The 23,326-nt window shown below is 61.2% G+C and carries 22 protein-coding genes; 10 read left to right on the top strand and 12 right to left on the bottom strand.

Annotated elements, in window-relative coordinates:
- Positions 1-5 precede the first annotated feature (5 nt).
- Positions 6-527, top strand: a complete 522-nt coding sequence (locus tag SFU85_06175) for a hypothetical protein (protein ID MDX6766359.1) — start codon at positions 6-8, stop codon at positions 525-527.
- A complete protein-coding gene (locus SFU85_06170; protein ID MDX6766358.1) occupies positions 524-916 on the top strand; it encodes a hypothetical protein in 393 nt (130 codons plus the stop codon). Before SFU85_06175 ends, SFU85_06170 begins: the two co-directional genes overlap by 4 nt.
- A 92-nt stretch (positions 917-1,008) precedes the next feature.
- Here the strand turns inward: SFU85_06170 and SFU85_06165 are convergent, their stop codons facing one another.
- Complete coding sequence (locus tag SFU85_06165; GenBank protein ID MDX6766357.1) at positions 1,009-1,371, bottom strand: cupin domain-containing protein; 363 nt, start codon at positions 1,369-1,371, stop codon at positions 1,009-1,011.
- A 136-nt stretch (positions 1,372-1,507) separates the two neighbouring features.
- On the opposite strand from SFU85_06165, the gene SFU85_06160 reads away from it, so the two are divergent.
- Entirely contained in the window at positions 1,508-2,035 is a 528-nt protein-coding gene (locus SFU85_06160) for a gamma carbonic anhydrase family protein (GenBank protein MDX6766356.1), read from the top strand.
- Positions 2,036-2,134: 99 nt separating this feature from the next.
- On the opposite strand, the gene SFU85_06155 is transcribed toward SFU85_06160, so the two are convergent.
- Positions 2,135-3,313, bottom strand: coding sequence for an aminotransferase class V-fold PLP-dependent enzyme (locus SFU85_06155; GenBank protein MDX6766355.1), 1,179 nt, complete (start codon positions 3,311-3,313; stop codon positions 2,135-2,137).
- A 130-nt stretch (positions 3,314-3,443) separates the two neighbouring features.
- Complete coding sequence (locus SFU85_06150) at positions 3,444-4,058, bottom strand: HNH endonuclease (protein MDX6766354.1); 615 nt, start codon at positions 4,056-4,058, stop codon at positions 3,444-3,446.
- A 159-nt stretch (positions 4,059-4,217) separates the two neighbouring features.
- Between SFU85_06150 and SFU85_06145 the strand changes: the two genes are divergently transcribed.
- The gene (locus SFU85_06145) at positions 4,218-5,963 is read left to right on the top strand and encodes a tetratricopeptide repeat protein (GenBank protein ID MDX6766353.1); all 1,746 of its coding nucleotides are present in this window, start codon (positions 4,218-4,220) and stop codon (positions 5,961-5,963) included.
- A gap of 343 nt (positions 5,964-6,306) precedes the next feature.
- On the opposite strand, the gene SFU85_06140 is transcribed toward SFU85_06145, so the two are convergent.
- Both SFU85_06140 and SFU85_06135 read right to left on the bottom strand, forming a co-directional pair.
- Complete coding sequence (locus tag SFU85_06140; GenBank protein ID MDX6766352.1) at positions 6,307-6,849, bottom strand: GNAT family N-acetyltransferase; 543 nt, start codon at positions 6,847-6,849, stop codon at positions 6,307-6,309.
- An 85-nt stretch (positions 6,850-6,934) separates the two neighbouring features.
- A complete protein-coding gene (locus SFU85_06135) occupies positions 6,935-7,915 on the bottom strand; it encodes a PEP-CTERM sorting domain-containing protein (GenBank protein ID MDX6766351.1) in 981 nt (326 codons plus the stop codon).
- Positions 7,916-8,084: 169 nt separating this feature from the next.
- Here SFU85_06135 and SFU85_06130 point away from each other — a divergent pair, with 169 nt between their 5' ends.
- Entirely contained in the window at positions 8,085-8,528 is a 444-nt protein-coding gene (locus SFU85_06130; GenBank protein ID MDX6766350.1) for a hypothetical protein, read from the top strand.
- A 9-nt stretch (positions 8,529-8,537) separates the two neighbouring features.
- Here the strand turns inward: SFU85_06130 and SFU85_06125 are convergent, their stop codons facing one another.
- Positions 8,538-9,797 carry an adenylate/guanylate cyclase domain-containing protein gene (locus SFU85_06125; GenBank protein ID MDX6766349.1) on the bottom strand — a complete coding sequence of 420 codons (1,260 nt, stop codon included), beginning with the start codon at positions 9,795-9,797 and terminating at the stop codon, positions 8,538-8,540.
- A 96-nt stretch (positions 9,798-9,893) separates the two neighbouring features.
- On the opposite strand from SFU85_06125, the gene pepF reads away from it, so the two are divergent.
- The 4 genes from pepF to SFU85_06105 all read left to right on the top strand — a co-directional run bounded on the left by pepF (position 9,894) and on the right by SFU85_06105 (position 13,399).
- Positions 9,894-11,723 carry an oligoendopeptidase F gene (pepF, locus tag SFU85_06120; GenBank protein ID MDX6766348.1) on the top strand — a complete coding sequence of 610 codons (1,830 nt, stop codon included), beginning with the start codon at positions 9,894-9,896 and terminating at the stop codon, positions 11,721-11,723.
- Between the two features lie 46 nt (positions 11,724-11,769).
- The gene (locus SFU85_06115; protein ID MDX6766347.1) at positions 11,770-12,318 is read left to right on the top strand and encodes an NAD(P)H-dependent oxidoreductase; all 549 of its coding nucleotides are present in this window, start codon (positions 11,770-11,772) and stop codon (positions 12,316-12,318) included.
- 66 nt (positions 12,319-12,384) lie between these two features.
- Positions 12,385-12,960 (top strand): NADPH-dependent FMN reductase, encoded by a 576-nt coding sequence (locus tag SFU85_06110; GenBank protein ID MDX6766346.1) that lies wholly within the window; start codon positions 12,385-12,387, stop codon positions 12,958-12,960.
- 4 nt (positions 12,961-12,964) lie between these two features.
- Positions 12,965-13,399, top strand: coding sequence for a 23S rRNA (pseudouridine(1915)-N(3))-methyltransferase RlmH (locus SFU85_06105; protein ID MDX6766345.1), 435 nt, complete (start codon positions 12,965-12,967; stop codon positions 13,397-13,399).
- On the opposite strand, the gene SFU85_06100 is transcribed toward SFU85_06105, so the two are convergent.
- The 6 genes from SFU85_06100 to SFU85_06075 form a co-directional block, all read right to left on the bottom strand.
- Positions 13,387-15,492 (bottom strand): thioredoxin domain-containing protein, encoded by a 2,106-nt coding sequence (locus tag SFU85_06100; GenBank protein ID MDX6766344.1) that lies wholly within the window; start codon positions 15,490-15,492, stop codon positions 13,387-13,389. The genes SFU85_06105 and SFU85_06100 overlap by 13 nt on opposite strands.
- Positions 15,493-15,589: 97 nt before the next feature.
- Positions 15,590-16,816, bottom strand: a complete 1,227-nt coding sequence (locus tag SFU85_06095) for an MFS transporter (GenBank protein ID MDX6766343.1) — start codon at positions 16,814-16,816, stop codon at positions 15,590-15,592.
- A 133-nt stretch (positions 16,817-16,949) separates the two neighbouring features.
- Positions 16,950-17,330: a four helix bundle protein gene (locus tag SFU85_06090; GenBank protein MDX6766342.1), complete on the bottom strand. Its 381-nt coding sequence runs from the start codon at positions 17,328-17,330 to the stop codon at positions 16,950-16,952.
- Between the two features lie 206 nt (positions 17,331-17,536).
- Positions 17,537-18,475 carry an AEC family transporter gene (locus tag SFU85_06085; GenBank protein MDX6766341.1) on the bottom strand — a complete coding sequence of 313 codons (939 nt, stop codon included), beginning with the start codon at positions 18,473-18,475 and terminating at the stop codon, positions 17,537-17,539.
- Between the two features lie 168 nt (positions 18,476-18,643).
- Positions 18,644-21,187, bottom strand: a complete 2,544-nt coding sequence (gene mutS / locus SFU85_06080) for a DNA mismatch repair protein MutS (GenBank protein MDX6766340.1) — start codon at positions 21,185-21,187, stop codon at positions 18,644-18,646.
- A 72-nt stretch (positions 21,188-21,259) separates the two neighbouring features.
- Complete coding sequence (locus SFU85_06075; GenBank protein ID MDX6766339.1) at positions 21,260-22,015, bottom strand: class I SAM-dependent methyltransferase; 756 nt, start codon at positions 22,013-22,015, stop codon at positions 21,260-21,262.
- 85 nt (positions 22,016-22,100) lie between these two features.
- Between SFU85_06075 and SFU85_06070 the strand changes: the two genes are divergently transcribed.
- Entirely contained in the window at positions 22,101-23,258 is a 1,158-nt protein-coding gene (locus SFU85_06070; GenBank protein ID MDX6766338.1) for a hypothetical protein, read from the top strand.
- Positions 23,259-23,326 lie beyond the last annotated feature (68 nt).

The following is a 23,326-nucleotide window of genomic DNA, read 5'->3' as shown; positions in this document are numbered from 1 at the left end:
TCGCCATGCTGCCGACTCCTGAGCGTGCCGCCCCCCGCCCCAACCCCGGGCGGGGATTCACGCTGATCGAAATCTGCATCGCCCTCTTCCTGGCCCTGACCCTCTTCAGCATCGCCGCCGGCATCGTCAAGATGGGGGTGCGCGACACCGAACTGGCGCGTCTGCGCGATGAGGCGGGATTGCTGGTTCTGCGCACCCGGGCGCTGGCAATGGAGTCCGGACGCGAGATGAAGCTGCGCGTTGATGGCGAAGGCCTGGTGTTGGATACTGCGGAAGATTCCAAGCCCTTTCCCCGGACACTGGCCATTCCACCGGGGGTGAAGTTCGAGGTCCAGGTCTGGCCCGATGACCGTTGGATCAGCCCCAGGGACAAAAACACCGTCGACTGGGTCTTCCAGCCCAATGGCATCTGCATGCCCCTGAGCCTGCGCTTCACCCAGGGGGCCTCGTTCATCAGTTTCCGCATCCATCCCCTGACCGGGGCCGTCGACCAGGAAAGCCGGGTCATCGCCGGAGATGCCCGATGAACGGCCCGCGCAAGCGACTGATCCGCGGCATCGTGATGTTCGAGGTGCTGATCGCCCTGGCGGTTTTCGCCACCGCCTTTGTCGGCATCGGGCGGGTGCTGGCCGGATTGATCGACGCCGCCGGCCGGGTCGAGCACGCCCGCTATGTGCGCGGCCAGATGGAAAGCCGCATTGCCCTCCTGAAAAAGGGCAACATCCAGCCCCTGCGCGAGGAACAGGATCGCGACAGCCGTGGCGTGAGTTATTTGTTGGAGATCAAGAAGGCCGACATCCGGGGCAAAAAAAACGCCCCCCTCAACGGTTTTTTCCTCCTGAGGGTCGAAGCCCGCTGGCGGCAGGGCACGGAGGAACAGTCGGACGACCTGGAAACCCTCTGGTTCCAGCCGTGATCGGCGGATGGCCCCGCTGAACCTTGGAACATCCCCTCCAACCCGAGGGTGTTTTCCACCAGGATGCTTTACCCACCCTGCCGCCCGGGCCGCTATTCCAACAACACCGTGTCACCATCCTCATAGGCGGGCGCACAACAGCACAGCAGGACGAGTTCTTCCGTTCCGATATTCCAGATTTTGTGTGCCTTCCCCGGGGGAATGGCAATCGCATCCAATGGCCCCACTTCGCTTATTTCACCCTCAATTTTCATTTTCCCAGTTCCTTTAAGGATGTAGTATATCTCTTCGGCCTTGGGGTGGAGGTGTTCTACCGTGGCTCCCCCCACCGGGATGATCGCCTCGGCCAGACTTTGATTCCGAATCTCTGAATTACGATAAGCCAACAACTCCCGTATGGTCGATCCGTCCTTGGTGGTGAAGGCGGGAACTTCCTCGCGGTTTCGAACTTCCATCCGCGATGTATACCGCGAATTGCGCCAAGGACGCGACGCTTTTCCAAATGGTGATCTGGAGACATAAAATACTTCGCGACCTCCGCGCACTCATGAGGCGTTGCGCCGCTCACGCCTTCGCGGTAAAAAGTTCTCCATGGACGCCGCTGCCCGCCTGCAACACCACCTCCAGCAAAAACCCGATACCGCCGCCGCCGCATTCGTTGCCGCCTCAGCCGACGTTATGGGCGCTGTGACCCTGAAAAAAGACAGCAGCGTTTGGTATCAAACGGTGCTCCGGGGCGACATCCAGACCATCACCGTGGGCGAGGGCAGCAACATCCAGGACGGTACCGTGGTCCACTTGGCCGACGACGGGCCGGCGGTCATCGGTGATTACACCACCATCGGACACCAGGCGATGATCCATGCCTGCACCATTGGCAACGAAACCCTGGTCGGCATGGGCGCCATCATTCTCGACTACGCAAACATCGGAAACCAGTGCATCATTGGCGCCGGATCCCTGGTCACCAAGGGCACCGTCATCCCCGATGGCTCGATGGTCCTGGGCTCGCCCGGCAAGGTTGTACGTCCGCTCAAACCCGAGGAGCGGGCCGGCCTGCGCGCTTGGGCGGAAAAGTACATCCACGTCGCCAGGGCCCACGCGGCACTGAACCGTTGAAATTCACTCCCACCGCCGGAAGCGATCCCATCGTTTGTCACCACAAACGCTGAGCGCGTTTCGCTTGGGACCGAGGCCCTTCCCCAGGGCCTATGCAGGTCAATGCACGGCCAGGGCGCGTATTTCCTCGATGGTCGGGGGCTTTTCCCGCAACTGACTCACCAAGCCCGGAAGCAACCCCAGCACGCGGTCCACTTCCGCATCCGTATTGGTGTGGCAGAAGGAAAACCGGACCGAGCCCAGGGCCAATTCACGGGGCACCGCCAAGGCGCGCAGCACGTGTGAGGGTTCCATCGAGCCGGTGGTGCAGGCCGATCCGGCCGAGGCGCACACGCCCTCGCGGTCGAGCAGGAGGATGAGGGCCTCCGCCGCCACCCCGGGGAAGGCCAGGTTGGTGGTGTTGGGCAGGCGGTTTTCCCGGTGACCGTTGACTTGGGCACCCGCGATCGAGGAGAGCACACCGGCTTCAAAGCGGTCGCGCAGGGCGCGCACCGCGGTTTGCTCGACAGCGAGCGTTTCCAGGGCGCGGCTTGCGGCCTCCCCCATACCGACAATGGAAGCCGTGTTCTCCGTGCCCCCACGGCGGCCCTTTTCTTGATGACCACCGATGAGGTAGGGAAGGAACTTGGACCGCCGCCGGACATAAAGAGCGCCCACGCCTTTGGGGGCATGGAATTTGTGGCCGGAGATGGAAAGGTAGTCGATGGACGTATCCTTGAGCCGGATGGGGAGCTTGCCGGGAACCTGGACGGCATCGGTGTGGAAGGCCACGCCGCGGGCGGCACAGCGGGCGGCGATTTCTTCCACCGGGAAAAGCACCCCGGTTTCGTTGTTGGCCCACATGATGGAAACCAGGGCGGTGTCGGGTCGCAGGGCTGCTTCGACCTGCTCGGGGGTGAGGGTGCCATCGCCCGCCACGGGCAGCCAGGTGACCGCATAACCCTGGAGTTCAAGACGCTCGGCATGGTTTTTGATCGCGGAATGTTCGACCGCGCTGACCACGAGGTGGCGACCGCCGGAAGTTTGCAGGGCGGAGGAGATTGCGGCGTTGTCGGATTCGGTGCCGCAACTGGTGAAGACCACTTCCCGGCTTTCACAACCGAGGAGCGCGGCCACGCGGTCGCGGGCCGACTCCACGGCCTCGCGCACCACCCGGGCCGGGCCGTAGGCGCTGGAGGGATTGGCATGGTGCCGGGTGAGGAAGGGCACCATGGCCTCGAAAACCCCCGGATTGATCTCGGTGGTGGCGTTGTTGTCGAAGTAAATGACTGGATTCATGGCGGCTAAGGACGGACATCAAACCCTACCAGCACAGGGGGTGATTCCAAGCAGGAATGAAGGCACGGGACAGGCGGCGGAGAGATGTGGACGGGCCAGTAGGGATCCAGCGGCCCTGCGATTCTGCGGATCAGCTGCTCAACTCAACCTTCCAGTTGCCGAAATCAAGGAAGTGGCTCCAAGAAGGGTGGCGCTCGCGTGTGATGTGGACATTGATGAAGGGCCGGAGCTTGGGTTTCTTCGGCTTCTTGAGCAATTGCATGTTGGCTTCATGGGGCAGGCGGTTGCCCTTCTTGGTGTTGCAACGAATGCAGGAAGTGGCCACGTTTTCCCAGGTGGTCTTGCCCCCACGGTCGCGGGGCATGATGTGGTCGATGTTCAGGAGGGCGCGCTCGAAGGGCTTGTGGCAATACTGGCAGGTGAAATTGTCGCGCTCGAAAATGTTCTGCCGGGTCAGCTTGACCTCCTTCATCGGCAAATGGTCGAACGCCATGAGCACGATGATCTTGGGCACCCGGATCTTGAAGTGGACGGTCTGCACCCAGTCCCCATGCGCATCCCGGCTGGACTGGGAGTGATCGAACCACTTTTCGAAGTCAAAGGTCTGGAAGGACTCATCCTCAGCATGCACCACATGCGCATGCCCGATATAGAGCAGGGAAAAAGCGCGCTTGGCAGAGCAGGTGTTGACCGCCTGCCAGAGACGGTTCAAAACGAGGACGGGTTGCGAGAGCACCGCTTCCATGGTTTTCTTTGGTTGCGCAAAGTTAGCACAGCGACACCAGACCGTCAACGGGTCTAGCGTGACAAACCCATGTCCTTTACGGGGTTGCTCCCGATACCGCTAAAATACGATCATGATATTAGTTGCGTTTTTACCTAAAAAACTGTTAAATGCCTGACTATGACGCGCATGCTGTTCGTACTCGGGTTGGTTTTTGCTTTGGTTCTGGGCCCCCAGGCCCGTGCCGCCAGCTCGCCGCAAGACCTGTATTTGCGGATTTACCTGCTGATCCAAGAGGCGGAAAAACTGGAAATCGCCGGCCAAAAAGCCTCGGCCCGTGAACGCTACAGTATCGCTTTGGACCGTCTCGACTCCCTCCAAAAAAGCAATCCCGACTGGGAATCCACCATCGTCAAATACCGGCAGAAGTATTGCAAGGACAAGATCGACACCCTCAAGGAGGCCACTGACGCCAACCCCGACCAGATCATCCCCCCGGTTCCTTCGGACCTGGTCCAAGGCCAGATGGCACCGGCGCCATCCGCGCCGCCGCGCGATCTTTCCCCCAACGAAAAGTTGAACGTCAGCGCCGCCCCGATGATCGAGACGACCAACAACGGCGGGGCCCCTGCCACCGGGGCGGATGAACCCTCGACCCTCAAGTCTCGCATCCGCGACCTCGAAAGCCAGCTTTCGGAAACCAAGGAACGCCTGGAAGAAGCCCGGGCCGAGGCGGCCCAGCTCCGCAGCAAAGTCAACGAACTCGACAACAAGATCCGCATCGCGCTCGAAGGCAGCACCGACGAGAAGGTGGCGATGCTGATGAAAGAAAACCAACAGATGCGGGCCAAGCTGGGCAGCACCGAAGGGGCCATTGCCAGCATGCAGACTTCCCCCGGCGGCGCTTCCCTGGTCAACCTCCAGGAACAGGTCAAAAAAATCCAGGACCAGCTCGCGCTCAGCCGCTCGGAAAACGAAGCGCTGCAAAAGACCAACGAAGAATACCGCAACAAACTCAACGAAGTTCAAAAGCAGCTTGCTGAAGCAGAAGTCAAAACCGCCGCCGCCACGGAATCCCTCCGCAAGGAAGTCGGCCTCCTGCGCGGCATCGTTGACCGGCAAATGAAGGAACAGGCCCGGCGTGAAGTCGCCAAGCGCATGGCACTGGAGGAACTGGCCGCCCTCAACATCGAGTCCTCCAAGCTCAAAACCCAACTCGACATCCTGGGTTCTCCCCTGGTGGAATTGACCGAGGAAGAAAAAGGCCTGCTCCGCCAGCCCACCGCCAGCGTCGCGGCGGACACCGCCGGAGGCAACTTCTCCGCCCCGCTTTCAGAAACCGGAGCCGACTACGCCAACCGCCCGCGCGTCCCCGGTGAATTCAAGGACCTGGCCCGCGAGGCCAACGAGCTCTTCGCCCAGGGCAAATTCGATGAGGCCGCCGCCAAGTACCAGACCATCCTCAACACCTACCCCGATTCCCTTTACGCCCTTTCCAACATCGCCGTGGTCCGCTTCCAACAGCAGAACTACAAAGAGGCGGAAATCTACCTCCGCAAAGCGGTGCAACAATCCCCCCAGGACGCCTTCTCGCACTCCATCCTCGGCATTTCCCTCTACCAGCAGGGCAAGTATGACGAAGCCGTGCAAATGCTCAGCCGCGCCATTGCGCTCGACCCGAACGATCCCAAAACCCGCAATTACCTCGGTATTTCTGCCTCGCAGAAGGGCTGGCAGGAAGCGGCCGAACAGGAATGCCGCAAGGCCATCGAATTGGATCCCAACTACGGGGATGCCCATTTCAACCTGGCCGTCATTTACGCCACGCAAAAACCACCCTCCCTCGAACTGGCCCGCCGCCATTACAACCGCGCGGTCGAACTCGGCATCCCGCGTGATCAACAGTTGGAAGGCATGATCAAGTAATTTTTGGTGATCCTCCTTGGTTAAAAAAGGCGCCCACTACCCGGGCGCCTTTTTTGTCTGATTCGCCTGGGCCAAGATGCGGAAATCTCATGGGGCCATGAGGCCTTTGCCCGCGAATCCCGACGGCCCGTATCCGAAAATAGTTCGGACCGAATCCACCCCACTCCATGCGGGCACCGGTATAGACCCTAGATCCTTAACCCTTAATCCTTAACCTTTAGAGCGCATTGCGTTCAATTGGCGGGGGTTTCGACTCGTTTCTCTTAGTCGCTCTCGTGCCCGTTCTCTCTCATTCAAAGAGCATGGGAACGAGCGGCAGTTTAAATGCAAAATGCTCCAACCCTCAGGCACCCTTCCCTTTTTTCTTTCCGCCCGGAGCGGGCTGCAGGGCAAGAGTCATCACGAGGTTGCCTTCATCCACCCCGGTCTGTTTGAAGCCCAATTTTTTCAACAAGCGCAGCGCACCGGTGTTCTCGCGCAAAACTTGGGACCAGACCCGTTCCAACCCGCGGACACGTGCGGTTTTCACCAGCTCCTTCACCAGCAGCGTGGCCATTCCGTTGCGTTGCTTGGCTTCCCGGACAATGAAGGCGACTTCCGCCCCTTTCCCATCCGCATCGAGACAGTAACGCGCCACTGCATGGATGACAGGACCCTCCGGGCTTTGCTCAACCAACGCGAGGGCACAGTCCCGGCTTTGGTCCACCGCGACCAATTCATGCGCCCGTTCCCCGGTCATCTGGGTGATCATGTAGCCATAGCGCAGATGGATCGACTCCGGCTGATGGGAGTAAAAAAAAGCCTGCAGGAGCGGTTCGTCCCCCGCCGCCAACAAACGCAATTGGCAAACCGTGCCGTCGGCGAAGGGGTATGGGACCGTTTCCATGGAACCAAGATACGTCATGGCGCGCCAAAGCGCGAATCGATAGGGCGCCAGGCTGGATATTTGACTGGTGAACGGGGCAGGCCCATCAAGCACGGGAACGGCAACGAAGGCGCGACAGGGCCGCGAGCCCGAAAACCACCAGCAGAGAGGTAGATGGCTCCGGAATGGCCGCGAGAATGCCGGTATAGTAGCTGGAAACACGGACGTAGTAATTGCCATGCCCGCTGCCGGATACGCCAAAGGTGTCGTTGGCATAGAGCGAAGTGAAATTGACATCCACCGCCGTGCCGATCCCGATCAGATACCAATTGCCGGATATATTTTGGAAAAGCCCGGAACCGGAATCGTAAAGCGTCAGGGCGGCCTCGGAATCCCCCAGACCGTCCGGATTGTAGGCCGAACCGGCCCCGTCGTCCCCCCCGTTGGAGGTGGCAATGGCCTGATAGGTTCCGTTGCCGTAACCGATGTTCACCACGGCCTCCGGGCCGTTCAAGCCCCATCTCTTGGCGGAAGTGGCATCACCCCCCCAACCCACCGTGGCATTGCCAAGCGGGGTGGCATTGCGCCCGACCCCCCACCCGATGGCGGTGGCAGGACCGGTCGTCTCCACCCCCACAGGCAACAGGTTGGCCCCGGAAAAAGGCAGTGAGGAAGTCAACCGCAGGAGCTTCAAATCCACACTGCCCCCGATGGAGCGAGAAACCTGTCCGGCAAAATAGGTCTGGTCCAGGGGATAGGTGGTGGTTCCATCAAACGTGATGTGGTCCAAACCGGCGCCCACCGTCACATGGTTGGCCGTGAGCAGGAACCCGTCCCCCAGGTAGACGGCTGAACCCGACACCGACGTGCCCGCGGCATTGGTCACTTTGCCAACTGTCTGCCAAGGCACACCGGTTCCGGGATCTGTCTGGTTGGCGTTGTTGTCGAGATTGAACAATATCAACGCCCGAACGGGTGAAACCCCTGCGGTGAGAAAAAAGGCGATGACGCCCCATCGGGCGAGAACCATGCGGTATTGGCTGGTTTCCATTTCTTTCTCCGCTTTTTCCGCTCCTCGAACCGGCAACAACTTAACGAAAAGGCCGGTTCTTTCCAATCCTAATCACCCAAACAGCTGGGACGAATAAGATTCGACTCCATTCTGTAACAAGGATACTATGCCCCACCCCGGTCAGCCGGCGTCTTCATTTTCACATCTTCATTCACACGCACTTCACCCCACCCCATTCCCCTCCATGCCTGCCACCTCTCCAGCGCCCACACCCACCGCCAATCCCGTTCGTTTTTTCACCCCCTTGGCCATCCCCAAGTCGGGCGGACCACGCGGCAATGGGGCCCTGCTTTGGGTGGACCAGGAAGCCTTGGACGCCGGCGGGGTCACCCTCAGCCGTGTCCTCGACCCCAAGGACGACATCGGTCTCATGCTCTCCCTCCCCCCCGTCAAACGGGGCTCCTCCGAACCCCAACGGACCTTTTGGAACATCCGGCTCGATACCGGGTCAGCCGGGGTCTGGGTCACCCCGCCCCTGGTCAAGGCCCTCACCACCACCCCCAGGTGTCCCGGCTACGTCTTCCTCAGCCAGAGCGAACGCACCAGTTCATGGATCAAGGTCAAGGGCGACCTCCGCCAAGTGACCCGCGCCCTGCGCATCAAACTGACAACCATCCCCTCAGCCTGAGAGTCCTGGCTATTCTGGCAGTTCGTAAACCTTCACGGGATTGGCCAGACCTTTGAGCAGATGCTCCCCGCGGGGTATTCTGGCAAACTCCGCCGACAATTTCGCTTCGACTTCCTCCGTCACCAGACAGGTAGTCCCCAGCACAGTGTTCAAGCCCTCCAATCTGGCCGTCCGGTTGACCGGATCGCCGATGACCGTGAATTCACACCGGTCGCGCGAACCAATCTCTCCCGCCACCACTTCCCCGGAACCAATGGCCAAACCCAGACGCAATCCATGACGTGAAAGCACTTCCGGTATCTCCCGCATCAACCGCCGCGCTGAACGGGCCGCCGCTTCTTCCGGCAAAATCCCGGAGGGAAAAGGCCCAAACAATGCCAGAAAGCCATCTCCAATAAACTTGTTCACCATCCCGCCCTCCTGCTCCACCACCCGGCAGGCCACTTCAAAATAGGCGTTCAGGACCCCGGTCACTTCCTCCGGACTGCGCCCCCCGCAGAAGGAGGTGAACCCTCGGATGTCGCCGAAAACAATGACCGCGTGTATCCGCCTTGTTTGGAGGAGCCCCTCTTCGGCCACTGCCGCCTGGGCCACCGCCGGGGAAACATAACGCCCGAACAATCGCTGGAGCGATTGGTTCTTCAAGGCTGAGGCCACCTGCTGGCGCGTGTTGCGTCCAAATTGCCTCGAGGCCAATGCCGCCGCCACCCCCACCGCCACCAGAACCGTGGTCTTCATCCAGGTCACCCCCCAACCCAGGCTTTCCACCGCATCCAGGGCCCCGCCTCCCGGTCCACTCCGGAAAACCAGGGCATACAGCCCGAGAAATTGAACCGCCGACATCAGCCCGGCAAAAACACTCAAACCCGGACTCAAGCGCAGGGCCGTGAGGGCGATGACCAACGGATAGACCATCGGCCCGAGGGAGGATAACGCAAAAACCGGCCCGACAATCAGATGGTCAATCACACACACCGCACTCACCAGGCTCACCTGCACGGTCACATTGAGGTATTTGACCAGGGGCGCGTGCCAACCCCGTCCAACCAGCACATACAACCCCAGCATCATCCCCGTTCCCAGGGCGGTCAGAAGGGTGAATCCGGAGAACATTGCCGGATTCGCGGACGGACGCGCCGCCACGGCGATCACATAACAAATCAATACCACCCCAGCGACCACCAGACAACTGGTCCGCTCCGTTCGCGCCTCGTGGTGCGCGTGTTGCCGGGCCAAGGCCGCTTCCAGGGGTGTCGGATCGGGTTTCAAGCGACGACAACCTGCCACGGGTCGTCCGACGAAACAACCGCCGATTCCGACAACACGAACACTTGCCGGACAAGTCTCCTTTGGTAGCTTTCAGGGATGCTTTTCGGCTCCCCGACCCCGGCTGCGCCAGCCGCCAAGAAAGTCCCCCTGCGTTCGGAAATCCCGGCCTCCGATACCTGGAATCTCGACCACCTTTACCCCTCCATCGACACTTGGGAAGCCGACCTGCAACGATACCAGTCACTCTACCCCAAATACACGGAGTTCAAAGACACCCTCGCCCGCTCCGCCACCCACCTCCTCAACTGCCTGGAATTCGACAAGCAGCTCGATCTGCTCGTCGAACGCCTCTACCACTTCTGCTCCCTCCAGTGTGCCGAAGACGGCTCGAACAACGATTACCTCGGACGCGAAGCCCGGCTCATGCACGACATCACCCTGGCCGGTGAGGCCGCCTCCTACCTCACCCCGGAAATCCAGGCCATCCCCGACGCCACCTTCGAGGCCTTCCTCGCCGATCCCCTCCTCCAACCCTGGGCCAACAAACTGCGCAAACTCCGCCGCTTCAAACCCCACATCCTCTCGGAAAAGGAAGAACGCCTCCTCGCCCTCGCCGGTCTCCCCCTCCGGGCCGCCGATGAAGCCTTCTCCCAGTTGACCAACGTCGACATGACCTTCGGCACCCTTCGCGACGAAACCGGCCGCGAAGTCGAACTCTCCCAGGGCGCCTTTTCCTCTTTCCTGGTGAAACGCGATCCCGCACTGCGCAAGGCCGCCTTCCATCAGTTTTACAAGGAATTCAGCGACCACAAATTCACCCTCGCCGCCACCCTGGCCCACTCGGTCAAGGCCGACGTCTTCCGCGCCCGCGTCCGCAACCACCCCTCGGCCCGCGAAGCCGCCCTCTTTCCCGACGCCGTTCCCGTCGCCGTCTACGACAACCTCATCACCGCCGTGCGCAAAAACCTCGACGCCATCGGGGAATACTACGAACTCCGCCGCCGCGTCCTCGGATTGAAGGAACTCCACCACTACGACACCTACGTCCCCATGGTCGACAAGATCGAAGTCCGCACCACTTTTGACCGCGCCTGTGAGCAGGTGGTGGCCGCCGTCGCACCGCTGGGTGAGGAATACACCACCACCCTGGCCAGGGGATTCCGCGACCGCTGGTGCGACCGTTACGAGACCAAGGGCAAGCGCAGCGGAGCCTTTTCCTCCAGCAGCTACGGCAACCCACCTTACATCATGATGAACTACAAGGAGGACGTCTTCTCCGACGTCTACACCCTGGCCCACGAGGCCGGGCACTCCATGCACTCCTGGTTCTCCCAGAAGCACCAGGCCTTCCAGGACTACAGCTACCCCATCTTCCTGGCCGAGGTGGCCTCCACCTTCAACGAGGAATGCCTCACCCACCACCTGCTGGAGACCACATCCGAACCCCGCATGCGGGCCTACATCCTCAACCGCCAGGTCGACGACATCCGCGCCACCCTTGTCCGCCAGACCATGTTCGCGGAATTCGAGAAAGTCATCCACGAGATGGAGGAAGCCGGCGAGCCCTTGACCCTTGATTCCTTCCGTGCCGAATACCGCAAGTTGCTGGAGGTCTACCACGGCCCCGGCCTGGTGCTCGACAGCGAGCTGGAATTGGAATGCCTGCGCATCCCGCATTTTTATTCCGCCTTTTACGTCTACAAATACGCCACCGGCATCTCCGCCGCCATCGCCCTTTCAGACCAAGTCCTGGCCGGGAAAGACGGCGCCCGCGACCGCTACCTCGGCTTCCTCAAGTCCGGCGGCTCGAGATACCCGCTCGACACCCTCCGGGAGGCCGGGGTCGACATGACCACCCCCGCCCCCATCGAAGCCACCCTCGCCCTCTTCCGCAAACGCATCAAAGAATTATCCGAAGTCCTCTAATCTACTTCCCACTTAAAACTTAATACCTAAAACTTAAAACTTCATCATGATCACCCTCATCTCCGGCACCAACCGCCCAGACAGCAACACCCGCAAAATCACGGCCATCGTCCAGGGCATCTACGAAAAGAACCAGATCCCGGTCCGCACCCTCGACCTGGCCGACCTGCCTCGGGATCTTTTCTCGCCGGCCAGCTATGGTGAGAAGCCGGCGGCCTTCGAACCCTTCAGCCGCGCCGTGGTCGAATCCTCCGGCCTCGTCGTCATCACCCCGGAATACAACGGCGGTATGCCAGGCGTGCTGAAATACTTCATCGATATGCTGCCCTTCCCGGAAAGCTTCCAAGCCCGCCCGGTTTGCTTCATCGGCCTGGCTGCGGGAATGTGGGGCGCCCTCCGCCCGGTGGAACACCTCCAGCAGATCTTTGGCTACCGCAACGCCTTCATCTACCCCGAACGCGTGTTCATCCCCGGCGTCGGCGGCCAGCTCACCAGCGAGGGCACCCTCAAAAACGCTGAACTCTACGAACGCCTCAACGCCCAGGCCACCGGCTTCGCCACCTTCGCCTCACACTTCCTCTCGGCCGGGGAGTAGGTTGCGGCTTTCGCTTCCAAATCTCCGCTTTTCCTATGTTGGGGCGGCTGCTATGCCCTACTAGTCATGTCTTCCGGCCCCTCGCGTCCGCTCATCACGGTCATCTCCGGCACCAACCGCCCGGGGAGTCGCACCCGCGTTCTGGCCGAGTTCACCCGTCGCACCTACCACGACCTCGGGGCAGAAGTCTGGCTGATCGATCTGGCCGCCTTTCCAGACGACGCCGTCGATGCCACCAAGGAACCCCCCGGCTTCAAGGAGATCGCCGACCTCTTCGTCGCCGCCAAGGGCCTGGTCATCATCGCCCCGGAATACAACGGGGAGATCCCCAATGTGATGAAGTATTTTTTCGGCTGGATCCGCAACCGCGCCAACCTCCAGGCCCGCCCGGTTTGCTTCATCGGCCTCTCCACCCTCGAACAGGGCGGCGCCCAGGCCCCGGTCGACCAACTCCATGAAATCTTCGGTGGCCGGAAAAATGGATACATCTACCCCGTCCGCATGCTCCTCCACGACGCCGAGGATAAAATTGACGCGAGTTCTGAAATGATCGACCAGGATGAGGTCATCAAACTCAACAAGCAGGCCGAGGGCTTCCTCGGATTCTGCAAGCGCATGAAGGCCGGTTCGGAAAAATTCTGAGGCGGTGAAGCTCCTCCTCCTCACCATCGGAAGGCCCAAGCTCGCCTACGCCAGGGCCGGCATCGACGAATACCTCGGCCGTCTCCGCGGCGCGGTCGAGTGGACCGCCTTGAAAAGCGGCCCACGCGACGAAGAGGGCGCCCGTCTGCTGGCTGCCAGCGAGGGTTGCTTCCGCGTGGTGCTTGATGAAACCGGTAAGTCCCCCAACAGCCGCCAACTCGCCGACCAATGGACCGCTTGGGAGAACCGTGCTCTACACAAGGTCGCCTTTCTCATCGGTGGCGCGGATGGCCACGCCCCCACCTTGAAAGTTAGGGCGGACTGGACTTGGTCGCTCAGCCCCCTGACCCTCCAGCATGAACTCGCCGCGGTTGTGGTCTTGGAGCAACTCTACCGCGCCCACACCCTGCGCACCGGCCATCCCTATCACCGGGATTGATTGCCGCCCACGATATGCCCTCTCTGGGGTTCGGTTAGCGGCACTTCACACACAAAATCCCGGCAGCGATAAACCGTCGGCTTCCCATCGACAGGCTTCATGGCCGACCATTCCTTGATGCCGGAGAAAACTCCGGGCACCTCTTCCGAGGAACGGTGGACCAGGATCTGGTGCGGAACGAATTTCCCGCGAACTCCCCGCAATAAAGCGGGTCCGTGCCCCGAGGAAAAATCACCCGCCAACACCACCTGCTGCCAAGGCTCGCGCGCGGCGGCAGTTGCCGAAAGCAACAAGGGCAGCGCCGGGCCCTGCTGCCGCAGCGCTGTGGCCGATTCGCTCAATAACTTCAGTGCCCTGTCGTGATATACCTCCTGACGCGTCCACTGGTGCAGACGCAGGAGGTTCCACGCGGACACCGCATGGCCCGAGGGCTCGGCTCCGTCGTAATCCTCCTTCATGCGCAGGATGAGATCGTCCGATCCGGCCCGGGTGACGAAATAGCCCCCTCCGCAATCTGCGCCCTCCTCGCCAAACCAGCGGTCTTGCACCGCTTGCAATTCCACTGCCCACTCCATCCAGCCTGCATCGCCATCGGCCTCATACAAATCCAGCAGCCCCCGGATCAAAAACGCATGATCGGCCAGAAACCCTTGCACCAAGGAACGACCCTCGCGGTAGCTGCGCCACAGCATCCCGTGCTGCGGGTCCCACATCCGTTCGCGGAGGAAACGAGCCGCCCTCCCCGCCCGTCCCGCCAGCTCCTTATCCCCCAACACCATCGATCCGCGGGCCAATGCCGAAATCATCAAACCATTCCACGCCGTCAGGATCTTGTCATCGAGGTGGGGCCGTGGCCGCAGGCCCCGCGCCGCCCGCAGCTTATCCCGGATTCCCGGCCAGCGGGGATCACCGCCCGGCGTCCCATACAACACATTGCGCCCCATCAATTCTCCATGGGGATCGGAAGCCGGATCCACATTGCCCCCGGTGCGGAGCCCAAAAGCCCCCGCAAACCAGGCCGCCTCTTCCGGCGTCAACACGCGGGCCCATTCCTCCTCCCGCCAGACATAAAACGCCCCTTCCGTTTTTTTCTCCGCGCCCGCCAGGGGTAAACTGTCCGCATCCTCGGCCGAATAGAATCCACCCTCCGGCGAAGTCAGGTCGCGCGCCACATAATCAAAGATGTCGCGCGCCACTCCGGAATAAAAAGATTCGCCTGTGATTTGAAAGGCCTCCAGATAGGATACCGCCAGCTGTGCCTGGTCGTAGAGCATCTTTTCGAAATGCGGCACGTGCCACCGGGCGTCGACGGAGTAGCGGTGGAAGCCGCCGCCGATATGGTCGATCATCCCGCCCGTGGCCATGGCACGCAGGGTGGCCAGCGCCATTTCGGCCGCGGCCCCGCCTTCCTCATGGTGCAGGCCCAATTGATGGGCATGACGGAACAAAAAATCCAGCACCACCGGCCGGGGAAACTTGGGCGCACCACCGAACCCGCCCTGTTCCGGATCAAAACTGCGCTGGAAATGCCGGAAGGTCCGTGACGCCGCCTCCGCACCCGGCAGACCCTCTCCCGCACCCGCGCCGGTCCATGCCTGTCCTCTCAGGGCCTCCACCACCTCTTTCCCTTGCTTGATCAATCGCTCGCGTTCGTTGGCCCAAAGTTCGGCGATGCGACGCAATACCGTGGTAAAGCCGGGCCGCCCGTATCGGTCTTCCGGAGGGAAATACGTCCCGCCCGCGAAAGGCAGCCGGTCCGGCGTCAGCCAGACGCTCATCGGCCAGCCCCCATGACCGGTGGTGGCCTGGACAAAGGCCATGTAGATCTGGTCCACATCGGGGCGTTCCTCGCGGTCCACCTTGATGTTGATGAAATGCCCGTTCATCACCGCCGCCACCGCCGGATTTTCGAACGACTCGTGTTCCATCACATGGCACCAATGGCAGGTGGAATAGCCCACCGAAAGAAAGATTGGTTTGTCCTCGTCCCGAGCGCGGGCGAAAGCCGGCTCCCCCCACGGCAACCAGTCCACCGGGTTGTGGGCATGCTGCAACAGGTAGGGCGACTTCTCGTGGATCAGGGCATTGGGCACCCGCATAGTTTACCGCGAAGATCACGAAGGGCGCAAAGTTTTCACCCTTTTCAAAAAAGAATTGCTTCGCGTCCTTGGCGTCCTTCGTGGTGAAAAGTCACTCGGCAATGCCTTCCGCCACCGGCTGGGCCTTGCGACGGCGGTGCCAGTGGTTCAGTTCGGGACCGATCAGGGCCAGCGAGACCAGAATCAACAGACTGCTCAAAGCGACAATCCAGGGCATGGGCAGCACGCTCGCCAGATAAACCGCCAGCATCGGGGCCACCACCCCCCTCAGACCGGTCATGAAGGTGTGCACCGACATGTAATCCGCCACATGCTCGGGCCGGGCGATTTTCGTCACCCATAGGCTCCAGGCCACGTTGCCCCCGGCAAAGGAAACCCCCAGCAGCAACATCCCCACCAGGAATCCCCAATAATGCCCGACCAGGAAGAAGAACAGATTGGAAAGCAGGAAGGTGATGTTGAGAAAGGCCCGCAGGACGAAAAAGTTGATCCGGTCGAATAATTTCCCCCACCACCAAGTGAGGCAAAAAATCACCACCGAAGGCACCACCCCGATGAGGAAGGCCGCCTGGGCCTCGCTGTAGGCGAAACCGAAGTGGGGCTCGACCAGGAACTTGACCCGCAACGGGGTCATCATCAGGTTGCCAAAACCCATGAACATCCAGATGACGATGAGCCAGCGGAAAGCCTTGTCGCGGCCCAGATGGCTCAGGGCACGGAACGGGTGGCTGCCTGAGGATCGATCCAGGGGATCGCCGGGACTCCGCGCCAACAACCAGCCGGAGATCGCAGCCGCCGCCGCCATCAGGGTGAAGAGCGCACGGAAATTTGCCGGGTCACGCACCATCCATTCCCCCGCCGCCCAGGTCACCACAGCGGCAAAACCCAGCCGGATGGTCGAAGAAATGCTGAACAACGTCCCCCTTCGCTCCGGGGGGTAATTCTGCTGGTAAAACTCCGTCGCCAGCGGCACAGCAGCGGTCAACAACGTCAATGTCACCAACCCCGCTGCCACATAGACCGGCAACCAGGGGACCCATGCGGCCAGAAGAAGGAAGAACGCCAAGGCCAGTTGGAATCCCGCCAAGACCCGGTTCACCGGCCACCCCGTACCCTGAACCCACGAAACCACCGGCGGTCCGAGCAACAATCCCGCCGAGCCCCCCGTGGCCGCAATCGCCTGCGCTGTATCGCCCGCCCCGTAAAACTTGATGGCGATCATCAGGAAAAAGGTCCCACCCAAGGGCTCCACGACCCCGCTGGCCACCGCCCGGATGCGCTCCAGGCGGAAGGTGATTTGCTCACGGGTCGGATTCATGATCCCAAACTCGTTCTCTTACTCGCTCTCGTGCTCGTTCTCTCCCTGTCCCTGCGGGAGGGAGGGGGAGGGGGGCACAAAACCCGAGAGAAGGAGAAAGAGCACGAGTACGAGAACGATTGAGGCAGACCTTTCATGGCTCTTCCCTCAAACGTGAGGCCGAATCCTGCAATAATCCGGTCAACATGGCGACCACCGCTCTCAGCAATTCTTTCCCACGGACAGTCTTCGCGGCCTCGATTGCTTTCTTGGCAACAGCCACATCCAAACAAGCCGCACACTCCAAGGCCGAACCCATGGCAATTCGCAGAAACCGCGCACGGTCGTTCGACGTCCATTTGGCATTTCCTTCCGCGATATTGAGAACAACGCTGGTCGAAGCCCGGTCCAACTGATCCTTGAACGAAGCCTTTACATCCATTTCCGACAAGAAATCCGTCGTCCAAACTACGAAGTCAAGGGCTGCTTGATAGACCCGAAGTTTTTCATGATCGAACGTATGATCTTGACCCATGAAATCCACTATAGACAACCCGTTTCGGCAAACGAGTTCGTTTTCATCCTGCTAAACTCGTTCTCTTACTCGCTCTCGTGCTCATTCTCTCCATGGCCTTTTAGATTGCAGAAAACCGAGAGAACGAGAAGGAGCACGAGTACGAGAACGATGGAGAGCATCATTCAGACATGCACTCTTCCAATCCTAAATCAGCAATCTAAAATCTAAAATTTCCCCACCAGCTCCATCCCCCAGTGAATCCAAAAGGGCATGGTCGCCAGCGATCCGAGAGTCGTCCCGAGGATGACCAGGAGTGCCAGGGGGGCATCGCCGCCGTAGAGACGCGCCATGACCAAAGGGAAAACCGCCGAGGGCATGGCCGCCTGAACCACAATCACCTCTCGCAACTCTCGTGATAAGGGCAAACAGACCGCCACCGCCAGAAACAGGGGCGGCAACAGGCCCAGTCGCAGGACCAAGGCCGAGGCCAGTTCTCGCCGCTGCCGGAACCAGCAGATCTCGCCGAAGAAATCAAAAAACGAAGCCCCCACCAGCAACAACCCGATCGGGATCGAAGCCAGACCCACTAGATGGATGGTATCGCGCAACGGATCGGGAACCCACGCACCGTCGTTGAGGGCATTGGCCGCCAGGGCCAGGAAAACGGCCACCACCGGCGCGTTGACCATCTTCCGCCACATCCCCGGCCCGCCTTTTTCCGTCAGCAACATCCGACCCACGGTCCACATCGCCACCTCGACACCCACATTGAAAACAAACAAAACCCCTGCTGCGCCTTTGCCAAACAGGGCAAGCACAATGGGCAACGCCAGATAGGCCCAATTGAACATCCCGGTGGCCAGGGCGAAGGTGCCCCGCGACGACGACCCTTCCACCCCCGCGGCTCCCGCCAACATCCGGCACAGTCCCATCCCGCCCGCCGCCAGGGCGAAGCCAAGGAACGGCGCCACCACCAAGGCACCGGTATCGCGCAGTGAGGGGTTGCCCAGGATGGCATCGAAGACCAGGCAGGGATAAAGCACATTCACGCTCAGGCGAAACAATGTGTCATCCGCCTCCCGGCTCAGAAACCCCGTCCGCCGCAAGACCCAGCCCAGGGTGATCACGCCGTAGATCGGTAAAATCGATAGGAAGACAGTCATGGGGGGGGGAAGTCAGAAGACGGAGTGCAGAGGACGGAAGACGGCAATAACAGAACGAAACCGCTCAGCCCTCCGCCGCTTTTTTGAATGAAAGATGTTTGGCTGCCATAATTCTATCAATCAAAAGCCCAGCAGTTGTCTTGCTCTGTTATCTTCGTTACCTTCTGTTCAATTCCCCGGTGTCTCGACCCGGCGGAAGAGGTCCATCTGCGGGACTTCGATCGGGCCCTTCTGTTTTTTGCCTTTTTTCTTTTTGACCTTTTTCACCGGCTTCTCTTCCGGGTGCCGCGCCAATTGCGGCTTGCCGGTGGCGTCCAGTTCGTTTTCCTCCAAGTTGCGGAGGATTTCCTTGGCGCGGGCGATGACTTCCTTGGGTAGACCCGCCAGCCTAGCCACTTGGATGCCGTAGCTCTTGTCGGTGCCCCCGGCCACGATCTTGCGCAGGAAGATGATCTGGTCATGCCACTCGCGCACGGCCACGTTGTAGTTCTTGACCCCGGTGAGGGCCACCGAGAGTTCGGTCAACTCGTGGTAATGGGTGGCGAAGAGTGTTTTGCATTTGACGATGTTGTGCAGGTGCTCGGCCACCGACCAAGCGATGCTCAACCCGTCAAAGGTGCTGGTGCCCCGACCGATCTCATCCAGGATGACCAGGCTCTGGGCGGTGGCGTTGTTGAGGATGTTGGCCGTCTCGTTCATCTCCACCATGAACGTGCTCTGCCCCCGGGAAAGGTCGTCGTTCGCACCCACGCGGGTGAAGATGCGGTCGCACACCGGGACGGTGGCCGCGCGGGCGGGGACGTGGCTGCCAAGGTGGGCCATGAGGGCGATGAGGGCCACTTGGCGAATGTAGGTGCTTTTGCCGGCCATGTTTGGACCGGTGAGGATGACCAGGCGGCAGTCGTCCTGGTTGAGACGGATGTCGTTGGGGACGAATTTCTCCCCGACGAGGAGTTGCTCCAGGACTGGGTGCCGTCCCTCCTCCACGTCCATGCGTCCGTTGGTGCTGATCTCCGGTTTGCAATAGTCCATCAGCCGGGCGCTGACGGCGAAGGAGGCCAGGACATCCAACTGGGCCACCGCGCGGGCCACTTCCTGGATGGCGGCGGTGCGCGCCACCACCTGCTCGCGGATTTCCAGAAAAACCTTGTATTCCAACTGGCGCGAACGTTCTTCCGCCCCGAGCAGCTTGCCTTCCATTTCCTTCAACTCGGGGGTGATGTAACGCTCGGCATTGACCAGGGTCTGCTTGCGCGTGTAGTCGGCCGGGACTTGGTCGAGGTTGCTCCGGGTGATCTCGATGAAATACCCGAAGGCTTCAGTGTAACGGACTTTGAGCGAACGGATGCCAGTGCGCTCCTGCTCGCGGTTCTGCAGGTCGGCGATCCAGGCTTTGCCGTCGCGCATAGCCACGCGCAACTCGTCGACCTCGGGCCGGAAACCCTCGCGGATGATGCCGCCCTCCTTCACCGCCAGGGGTGGCTCGGGCTCGATGGCCCTTTCGATCAAATCGATCAGATCGGGTTGGGGTTCGATGCGCGCCGCGAGTTCCTCGGCCAACGGGGTCTGGAGCGATTCCGCCATGGCCTTGATGCCGGTGAGCGGGTCAAGGGAAAGCCGCAGGGCCTGGAGATCGCGGGCATTGCCCGAGCCCTGGGCCAGGCGTCCGATGATCCGCTCCAAGTCGCGGACTTCGTGCAGCAGGGTGCGGAAATCCTCCAAGCGGCCGACATCCTCCAGCCAGCGGTCGACCACTTTCTGGCGGGCCAGGATGGGGTCGCGCGACCGCAAGGGCCGCAAAATCCAGCGCCCGAGTTCTCGCCCGCCCATGGCGGTAACGGTCTTGTCCAGGGCCTTGAGCAGGGTGGTGTCACCCGCAGCGTGGCTCATCGGCTGGACGAGTTCCAGATTCCGCTGGGTGATGGCGTCCACGACAAGGAAATCATCGCCAGAGTAAGGGAGCAGCTTGAGCACGTGGCCCGCTTGGGCCCGCAGGGTCTGGGTGGCGTAATGGAGCAACGCACCGGCCGCCCCCAGCCCGCCCTTGCGCAGGCCGGAACAACCGAAGCCATCGAGGGACTGCACCTTGAAATGCTCGCGCAGGAACAACTCGGCGTGGTCGTGCTCGAAGGTCCAGTCGTCATGCGACACCACCGCGGGCTTGCACCCGTCCGGGAGCTTGGGCGGGCGCACCTCGGAGGGGTGGATCAATTCGCGCGGATGCAGGCGCAACAACTCATCGTGCCAGGCCTTGGCCCCGTGCAGTTCGGTGACGCGGAATTCCCCCGTGGTCAGGTCGAGGAAGGCGAAACCGAAAACCCCCTCGCGCTCGACCACGGCGGCCATGAAGCGGTTTTCCTTGGGTGCGGTCAGGTCGAGGTGGAAAACGCTCCCCGGGCTGAGGATCTGGGTCACCGCACGTTCGACGATCTGGCCCGGCCGGGGTTCGGTGACCTGGTCGCAGATGGCCACACGACGGCCCGACTGGATCATCTTGCCCACGTAGTTTTCCGCCGCGTGATACGGCACCCCGCACATGGGCACGCCGTTGCGCTTGGTCAGGGTGAGGTTGAGCAGGGCCGACGCGTCCTTGGCATCGTCAAAAAACATCTCGTAAAAATCCCCCAGGCGGAACAGCAGCAGGGCATCCGCCGGGATCTCCGCCTTGATCCGGCGGTATTGCTGCATCATGGGGGTGAGGTTCTCAGACATGGGCGGAGGCAAAAAACGAGATTGGCCCCGGCACGGGTCAGATCAAACCAAAAGAAACCCCGGACCGACCCATCAAACCCGCACCGCCCGCACCAGCCAATCCCAAGGGTAGGGGGCGCGCATCCACGATGGCGGGTCCTCGAATTCCGTCCGCCAGGCGTATTCGACCTTTTCCAGGCCGCGCAGTTCCAACCCCACCGCGGCCAGCACCGACGACAACTCGGGAGCCAGGAAGTGTTTGGTGGGGACCCCATCGATAGGCACCAGCCCGTCCGCCAGACCCACGCGGAAGCGGTCACCCAGCAGACGCTGGACCCCGCGCCTTGCCTGTGCCGGGGTCCGTCCGTCCTTCAACTCCCAATCATACAGCCGCCGGGCCACCCAGAGGGAGGACTCCAGCGAGGGCACCACCAAGAGCAGCCGTCCGCCCCGCTTCAACCGGACGGCGATATGGCGCAAAATGGCCTGACGCACCCCGGCATCGGGCATGATGAGGACGTTGACATTGAGGACAAAGTCGAGCCGCCCGGATACGCGTTCACGGGCCAGGTCCGCGCGGCGGAAGGTGATGTTCTTCCAAGCATCTGCGAAATGGCGGGCTTTCCGGAGACAGGACTCGGAAAGGTCCACCGCCTCCACGGAAAGGGCCCGTGGGGCCAGAAGGGGAAGCGCTTTGCCCGTCCCACACCCCAGATCCGCCGCCCGATCGCTTTTCCGCAGCGTCCGCCGGATGGCCGCAGCCACCACCCCTTTCCGGTCCTCGGCGTAAACATCGAAAATCTCCGCATCGTAGGCGCGTCCCTTTTCCTCCCAATAGCGTCGGTCCATTCCTCCCGCATAGCGCAGCCGGGGACGGGTGGAAATGCATTCTTGCCGTTCTTGCGCTCTTCCACGGTCCTGCTTTCCTTCTTGCGTGCGCATCATCGTCACCGGCCTGGTCGGCCAATACCCCTTCGGCGGCGTCATCTGGGACTATGTCCAATACGTCCTCGGCTTCCAGGCCTTGGGCCACGACGTCTATTACCTCGAGGACACCGGGGTCTGGCCCTACGACCCCGTGAAGGAGACCATCACCGACGACTGCACCTACCAGGTGGAAGCCCTCGGACGGATCATGGATTTCTTCCGCCTGGGGGACCGTTGGATCTACCGCAATGCGGCCGATGGGAAATTCCACGGCGCCGGGGAAAAACTGGCCCGCGAACTCATCAAGGACGGCGATCTCCTCGTCAACGTCTCCACCGCCAGTTGGTTCACCGATTACGAAGTCGGCGTCAAGCACCAGATGTTCCTCGACGGCGACCCGATGTTCACCCAGATCGGCATGATGGATCCTGACAAAGGGGACTACACCAAAAGGCTGCGCAATCATGACAGCCACTTCTCCTTCGGCCTCAAACTCAACGACCCCGACTGCCTCGCGCCCGATACCGGCATCCGCTGGAAGAAGACCCTCCAACCGGTGGCGCTCGAATGGTGGCCTTATGAAGATTCGACCCCGCCCGACCGCTTCACCACGGTCATGAACTGGGCCAGTTACAAACCCAAGATCTGGCAGGGAAAGGAATACGGGCAAAAGGACATCGAGTTCCTCAAGTTCGCCGATCTTCCACTCCGCACCCCGCAGCCGATGGTCATCGCCATGGGCCAGGGTATCGGACGCAAGCGTCCCACGGAAATGTTGCTGGAAAGGAAGTGGACCATCCTCGAGCCCGACCAGGTCCTGCCCGACCACCTCACCTATCGGGACTTCCTGCGCCAATCCCGGGGCGAATGGAGCATCGCCAAACACGGCTACGTGGCCGGTCGCACCGGATGGTTCAGTTGCCGCACCGCCTGCTACCTCGCCCTCGGGCGGCCCGCCGTGGTGCAGGACACCGGCTGGACCGAGCACCTCCCCCACGGAACTGGATTGCTGGCCTTCCAAACACTCGATGAAGCCGCCAGCGGTATCGCGGCCATCAACGCCGATTACGAGACGCACCGCCGCGCCGCCCGTGCCTTCGCCGAAAAACATCTCGACGCCCGCAAGGTTTGCCAGGACCTCCTCGACCAGGCCGGGATCGGTTGAGCGCTGTTCATCTCCATGAACTCAGGTTCTTGGCCACAATCCGAATACTCAGAAATTCCCTGTCGGAA

This window comes from Candidatus Methylacidiphilales bacterium, assembly GCA_033875315.1.
In the GTDB taxonomy this organism is placed as follows: Bacteria; Verrucomicrobiota; Verrucomicrobiia; order Methylacidiphilales; family CAZTYG01; genus JANRJG01.
Note: the sequence above shows the minus strand (reverse complement) of the source record. Positions and strands in the feature narration are given on the sequence as shown.

Coding starts and splice junctions, on each gene's coding strand:
- SFU85_06175 (MDX6766359.1), top strand. CDS start 6: ATGCTGCCGACTCCTGAGCGTGCCGCCCCCCGCCCCAACCCCGGGCGG.
- SFU85_06170 (MDX6766358.1), top strand. CDS start 524: ATGAACGGCCCGCGCAAGCGACTGATCCGCGGCATCGTGATGTTCGAG.
- SFU85_06165 (MDX6766357.1), bottom strand. CDS start 1,371: ATGGAAGTTCGAAACCGCGAGGAAGTTCCCGCCTTCACCACCAAGGAC.
- SFU85_06160 (MDX6766356.1), top strand. CDS start 1,508: ATGGACGCCGCTGCCCGCCTGCAACACCACCTCCAGCAAAAACCCGAT.
- SFU85_06155 (MDX6766355.1), bottom strand. CDS start 3,313: ATGAATCCAGTCATTTACTTCGACAACAACGCCACCACCGAGATCAAT.
- SFU85_06150 (MDX6766354.1), bottom strand. CDS start 4,058: ATGGAAGCGGTGCTCTCGCAACCCGTCCTCGTTTTGAACCGTCTCTGG.
- SFU85_06145 (MDX6766353.1), top strand. CDS start 4,218: ATGACGCGCATGCTGTTCGTACTCGGGTTGGTTTTTGCTTTGGTTCTG.
- SFU85_06140 (MDX6766352.1), bottom strand. CDS start 6,849: ATGGAAACGGTCCCATACCCCTTCGCCGACGGCACGGTTTGCCAATTG.
- SFU85_06130 (MDX6766350.1), top strand. CDS start 8,085: ATGCCTGCCACCTCTCCAGCGCCCACACCCACCGCCAATCCCGTTCGT.
- pepF (MDX6766348.1), top strand. CDS start 9,894: ATGCTTTTCGGCTCCCCGACCCCGGCTGCGCCAGCCGCCAAGAAAGTC.
- SFU85_06115 (MDX6766347.1), top strand. CDS start 11,770: ATGATCACCCTCATCTCCGGCACCAACCGCCCAGACAGCAACACCCGC.
- SFU85_06110 (MDX6766346.1), top strand. CDS start 12,385: ATGTCTTCCGGCCCCTCGCGTCCGCTCATCACGGTCATCTCCGGCACC.
- SFU85_06095 (MDX6766343.1), bottom strand. CDS start 16,816: ATGAATCCGACCCGTGAGCAAATCACCTTCCGCCTGGAGCGCATCCGG.
- SFU85_06090 (MDX6766342.1), bottom strand. CDS start 17,330: ATGGGTCAAGATCATACGTTCGATCATGAAAAACTTCGGGTCTATCAA.
- SFU85_06085 (MDX6766341.1), bottom strand. CDS start 18,475: ATGACTGTCTTCCTATCGATTTTACCGATCTACGGCGTGATCACCCTG.
- mutS (MDX6766340.1), bottom strand. CDS start 21,187: ATGTCTGAGAACCTCACCCCCATGATGCAGCAATACCGCCGGATCAAG.
- SFU85_06075 (MDX6766339.1), bottom strand. CDS start 22,015: ATGGACCGACGCTATTGGGAGGAAAAGGGACGCGCCTACGATGCGGAG.